Genomic DNA, 4,880 nt, shown 5'->3' with positions numbered 1-4,880 from the left:
AAGACCGGCTTCTGGCTCGAAGAGTTCACCGCGCCTTACTACGTTTTCCGGGATGCCGGCACAGACATCACCATTGCCTCACCGAAGGGTGGCCAGCCGCCAGTCGACCCCAACAGCGAGGCCGACGAAGCGCTGACCGAGACCACGCGTCGGTTCCAGCAGGATGCCCATGCCAAGGAATCCCTCGCCAGCACTAAAAAGCTGAGCGACGTGGACATGAATGAATACGACGCGATTTTCTATCCAGGTGGTCACGGCCCGCTCTGGGACCTGGTTAACGACGACAAGTCCATTGCCCTGATCAAGACAGCCTACGAGCAGGACAAGGTGATTGGTGCAGTTTGCCACGCACCAGCCGTGTTCAAAAACGTGGAAGTGAAACCGGGCCAGAACATCGTTGGCGGCCGGGAAGTAACAGGCTTCACCAACAGCGAGGAAGAAGCGGTTGGCCTTAGCGGCGTGGTGCCTTTCCTGCTGGAAGACATGCTGAAGGAAAACACCGCCACCTACACCCGCGGTGACGACTGGGCACCGCACATCGTGGTGGACGGCAAGCTGATTACCGGGCAAAACCCGGCCTCTTCCGAGGGGGCAGCGAAGGCCGTTGTGCAGGCTCTCCAAGAGGCCTGATCCGGCAGTAACTGCAGGATGAATCCAGGGCCAGATGAATTTCATCTGGCCTTCTTTTTTGCTTCCAGCCTACTCCCCTGCGTGACTGATCAACTCGCACGGAGCGCCCCGCTCCAGCAATTGACGAATGTGATCCGGTATCGCCACCTTGCCCATCACCGAAGGCTGAATCAGCACATAGGTGACGTCCGCATCGGCGATATATCCGTCATCCCCATACCGGAAAAACTCCAGATGCAGGGTAAATGAGGTGTTTCCGATTCGCCCGGCGCGAATGCGGGCTTCCAGAACATCGTCAAACTTCGCCGGGGCCTTCCAGTTCACCGTCAGGCTCACAACCTGGATATCCAGGTCCTGATCCAGCAGGTGCTGATAATCGCCAAACAGGGTGCGAATGTATTCGTTGACAGCAATATCAACGAAATCCGCATAACGTGCGTTGAACACCACGCCCTGGGCATCGCATTCACCATAGCGAACCCGGAAGCGAAAACGGAAAGGCAACTCACCAGCCATGACGCGCTCCGATTAAAGTTCAGTTACTGTCGCCAACAGCTTCTCATATCTGTGCTAACGTTTTGAGGAATATCTCAAAAAAGCTGGCCATCGCTATGAGCAACCCCAAGCACACCCTTTTCTGGATGACGCTGTTCCTCGGCGTGGTCGTCATCGTCGGCGCCCTGATCCACAAGCCCCTGATTTCGGCCTTTATGGCCAACTGGGTTTTCAATCTGCTGATTCTCGGGGTTCTGATCATCGGCATCGCCCTCACCTACCGGCAGGTGTTCGTGCTGTTTCCGGAACTGAAGTGGATCGCTCAGTTCAGAACCGGACACGCCGGCCTTTCGGTGGTTCAGGAGCCCAAGTTGCTGAAGCCGCTGGCAAGACAGCTCGGCGAGGATGCAACCAAGGACCGGTTCACACTGTCTACCCTTTCCCTTCGAACCGTGCTCGATGGTATCCACTCCCGCATGGACGAACAGCGGGAAATCACGCGCTATTTCATCAGCCTGCTGGTCTTCCTCGGCCTGCTGGGTACTTTCTGGGGCCTGCTGGGCACCATCAACTCGGTCGGCCAGGTCATCACCGGACTGGATATGAGCCAGGAAGACTTCGGCAAGGTGTTTGCGGAGCTTCAGGAAGGCCTGCTTACGCCGCTTGAGGGCATGGGCACCGCGTTCAGCTCCTCTCTGCTGGGATTGGGCGGCTCACTGATACTGGGCTTCCTGGATATCCAGGCCGGCCATGCCCAGAACCGCTTTTATGACGGCCTGGAGGAGTGGCTGACAGGTGTGACCAACCTCGTGGACCGGATAGACGACGAGAAAGACCTGTCATGATCGGTTCCAGGCGCCGAAGCCGAAGCACCACCAACGTCTGGCCGGGATATGTGGATGCCCTGTCGGCTCTGCTGATGCTGGTCATATTCATGCTGCTGGTCTATGTGGTCAGCCAGCTCTACCTGTCCCAGACACTCTCTGACCGGGATACCCAGCTCGCCCGACTCAATGCCCAGTTGAACGAGCTCTCGGAATTGCTCGGCCTGGAAGAAAACAGAAGCGAGGCACTGGAAAATCAGTTAACCAGCCTTCAGGAGCGGAACAACAGTCTGGTCGGTCAGTTGGAATCCACCCGTGAACAACTGATGCGGCAAACCGCCATGGCCGATGCGCAATCGGAGCGACTGGCCAGCATGGAAGAGTCGATTGACGAGAAAGACGATATATCGGCCAGCCAGCAGGCGATGATCCTGAGGCTGTCGAATCAGATAGCCTCCTTGCGAGAGCAACTCAGGCAGATTGCCTCGGCGCTGGAGCTCCAGGAACAGATGACCGCCGACAAGGAGCAGGAACTGGAACAGGTCAGCAGACGGCTGAACACCCTACTGGCCGAGCGCGTCAACCAACTCGAACAGTATCAGTCCGAGTTCTTTGCCCGGTTGCGGGATATTCTGGCAGGCAACGAGAATGTCCGGATCGTCGGCGACCGGTTCCTGCTGCCCTCCGAGCTGCTGTTTGCTTCCGCCTCGGCGGAACTGGGCGAGGAAGGCCGGCAGGAGCTCGACAAGCTTGCCAAACTACTGCTGGATGTTTCCGCCAAGATTCCCGAGGACGTAGACTGGATCCTGAGGATTGATGGTCATACCGATGTCATACCTATCAATACCCCGAGATTCCCCTCGAACTGGGAGCTGTCCACCGCCCGTGCCGTGGCAGTCGTGCGCTACCTTGCAGCGCAGGGTGTACCGGAACGGCGCATGGCGGCGGCTGGATTTGGCGAGTTCTTCCCGGTAGCGGAAGGCACCTCTCCGGAGGCGTTGCAGAGAAACCGGAGGATTGAGCTGAAGCTCACGGATCGTTGATCGGGCGCAGCATAGTACTGCGCCCGATCAGTCGGCGATCAGAAATGAATAACCGTCCGAATGCTCTTACCCTCATGCATCAGGTCAAACGCCTTGTTGATGTCTTCCAACGGCATTTCATGGGTAATGAACACATCCAGCGGGATCTCACCCTTTTCGGCTTTTTCCACATAGCCCGGCAGCTCGGTACGACCTTTCACACCGCCAAAGGCTGAACCACGCCAGACCCGGCCCGTAACCAACTGGAACGGACGGGTGCTGATTTCCTCGCCGGCACCGGCAACACCGATGATAGTGGATTCACCCCAGCCTTTGTGGCAGGCCTCAAGCGCTGCGCGCATCAGTTTCACGTTGCCTACGCATTCGAAGGTGTAGTCGGCGCCGCCGTCGGTCATGTCGACAATCACTTCCTGAATCGGCTTGTCGTAGTCGTTGGGATTAACCACATCGGTGGCACCCAGCTGTTTGGCGATGTCGAATTTGCCCGGATTGATGTCGACGCCGATAATCCGGCCCGCCTTGGCCATCTTGGCTCCGATGATCGCCGCCAGGCCGATGCCACCCAGGCCGAAGATGGCAACAGTGGCGCCTTCCTCAACCTTGGCAGTGTTCAGTACCGCGCCGATGCCGGTGGTGACGCCGCAGCCAAGCAGGCATACCTTGTCCAGGGGCGCTTCCTTGGGAATTTTGGCCAGGGAGATTTCCGGCAGTACCGTGTATTCGGAAAACGTGGAGCAGCCCATGTAATGATAGAGTGGCTGACCGTTGTAGGAGAAACGGGAGGTACCGTCGGGCATCACGCCCTTGCCCTGGGTCGCACGCACGGCACCACACAGATTGGTCTTGCCAGAGGTGCAGAACTTGCACTCGCCGCATTCGGCCGTGTAGAGCGGAATCACGTGGTCACCCACTTCCAGGTTTTTGACGCCGGGTCCGACCGCCTCGACAACACCGCCACCTTCGTGGCCCAGAATGGTCGGGAACAGGCCTTCAGGGTCAGCACCAGACAGGGTGTAGGCGTCGGTATGACAAACACCGGTGGCAACGATGCGCACCAGAACCTCGCCCTCCTGGGGCGGCGCCACATCGACTTCGACAATTTCTAGCGGCTTGTTGGCCTCAAAAGCCACCGCTGCACGGGATTTAATCACTGTCGGACTCCTGTTGAATTCGGATCTGTGTTTTGGATTTCACGCCACGATGTGCCGGCTGTTCGTTCATTCTAGACGAAGTGCGCAACCAGATGGGCGGCGAAATCTTTTTCGGAACTGGCTCGTATCTTCTCACAGCTGACAGATACCGAGAGAGGAGCTCTTACGTTGCGCACGCTTTACTGGTTTACGCGGGATCTTCGCCTGCACGATAACGCTTCGTTGCTGGCGGCCTCGAAGTCCGACATGCTGCTCTGCCTCTATGTGGTCGATCCGCGCTGGTTTGCGCCCGGTCCCCTGCAGAGCAAGGCCATGGGGGATCATCGGTGGCGCTTTCTTTGGCAGAGCCTGATGGCGTTGGAACGCAGCCTTCGACCACTGGGCCAGCGGCTCCACATCGCCTTTGGTGAGCCGGAAACGGTCATTCCCCAACTTGCGCACGCCCACAGCATTGAACGGATTGTCCGCTCCCGACTTCCGGGTACCCAGGAGGCCGGTCAGTGGCAAGCCATCAAGGACAGGCTGCCCAAGGCAGTATTCCAGCAATTCGAGACTCTGAGCCTGTTCACCGAGGGTTCCCTGCCGATGGCGCTCGGGGAGTTGCCGGATACCTTCTCCCAGTTCCGGAAGCAAGTTGAGAAAACCGGAGATCGCTGTTCAGAGCGCTTGCGAATCCGCACCCTGACGGCCCTACCACCACCGCCGGGATTCCCGGAGGACAATCGCGGCGACTGCCC

6 protein-coding genes are annotated in these 4,880 nt (G+C 58.3%); 4 read left to right on the top strand and 2 right to left on the bottom strand.

The window, feature by feature from the left end:
* On the top strand, positions 1-630 hold a 630-nt coding region (locus B2W52_RS08380; RefSeq protein WP_286802442.1), incomplete at its 5' end, for a type 1 glutamine amidotransferase domain-containing protein.
* A gap of 69 nt (positions 631-699) precedes the next feature.
* On the opposite strand, the gene B2W52_RS08375 is transcribed toward B2W52_RS08380, so the two are convergent.
* The gene (locus tag B2W52_RS08375) at positions 700-1,146 is read right to left on the bottom strand and encodes an acyl-CoA thioesterase (RefSeq protein ID WP_008177165.1); all 447 of its coding nucleotides are present in this window, start codon (positions 1,144-1,146) and stop codon (positions 700-702) included.
* A gap of 95 nt (positions 1,147-1,241) precedes the next feature.
* On the opposite strand from B2W52_RS08375, the gene B2W52_RS08370 reads away from it, so the two are divergent.
* Positions 1,242-1,970: a MotA/TolQ/ExbB proton channel family protein gene (locus B2W52_RS08370; protein WP_014579156.1), complete on the top strand. Its 729-nt coding sequence runs from the start codon at positions 1,242-1,244 to the stop codon at positions 1,968-1,970.
* Positions 1,967-2,992, top strand: coding sequence for a peptidoglycan -binding protein (locus B2W52_RS08365; protein WP_008177163.1), 1,026 nt, complete (start codon positions 1,967-1,969; stop codon positions 2,990-2,992). The genes B2W52_RS08370 and B2W52_RS08365 overlap by 4 nt, the downstream gene beginning before the upstream one ends.
* A 38-nt stretch (positions 2,993-3,030) precedes the next feature.
* Here B2W52_RS08365 and B2W52_RS08360 read toward each other — a convergent pair whose 3' ends face one another.
* A complete protein-coding gene (locus tag B2W52_RS08360) occupies positions 3,031-4,143 on the bottom strand; it encodes an S-(hydroxymethyl)glutathione dehydrogenase/class III alcohol dehydrogenase (protein ID WP_008177162.1) in 1,113 nt (370 codons plus the stop codon).
* 168 nt (positions 4,144-4,311) lie between these two features.
* Between B2W52_RS08360 and B2W52_RS08355 the strand changes: the two genes are divergently transcribed.
* Positions 4,312-4,880 (top strand): deoxyribodipyrimidine photo-lyase (locus B2W52_RS08355; RefSeq protein WP_286802436.1); only part of this gene is annotated, 569 nt, incomplete at its 3' end.

The organism is Marinobacter sp. UBA2498, from assembly GCF_002341575.1.
Lineage (GTDB): Bacteria > Pseudomonadota > Gammaproteobacteria > Pseudomonadales > Oleiphilaceae > Marinobacter > Marinobacter manganoxydans.
This window is presented reverse-complemented; position numbering and strand designations above follow the sequence as displayed.

Coding starts and splice junctions, on each gene's coding strand:
- B2W52_RS08375 (WP_008177165.1), bottom strand. CDS start 1,146: ATGGCTGGTGAGTTGCCTTTCCGTTTTCGCTTCCGGGTTCGCTATGGT.
- B2W52_RS08370 (WP_014579156.1), top strand. CDS start 1,242: ATGAGCAACCCCAAGCACACCCTTTTCTGGATGACGCTGTTCCTCGGC.
- B2W52_RS08365 (WP_008177163.1), top strand. CDS start 1,967: ATGATCGGTTCCAGGCGCCGAAGCCGAAGCACCACCAACGTCTGGCCG.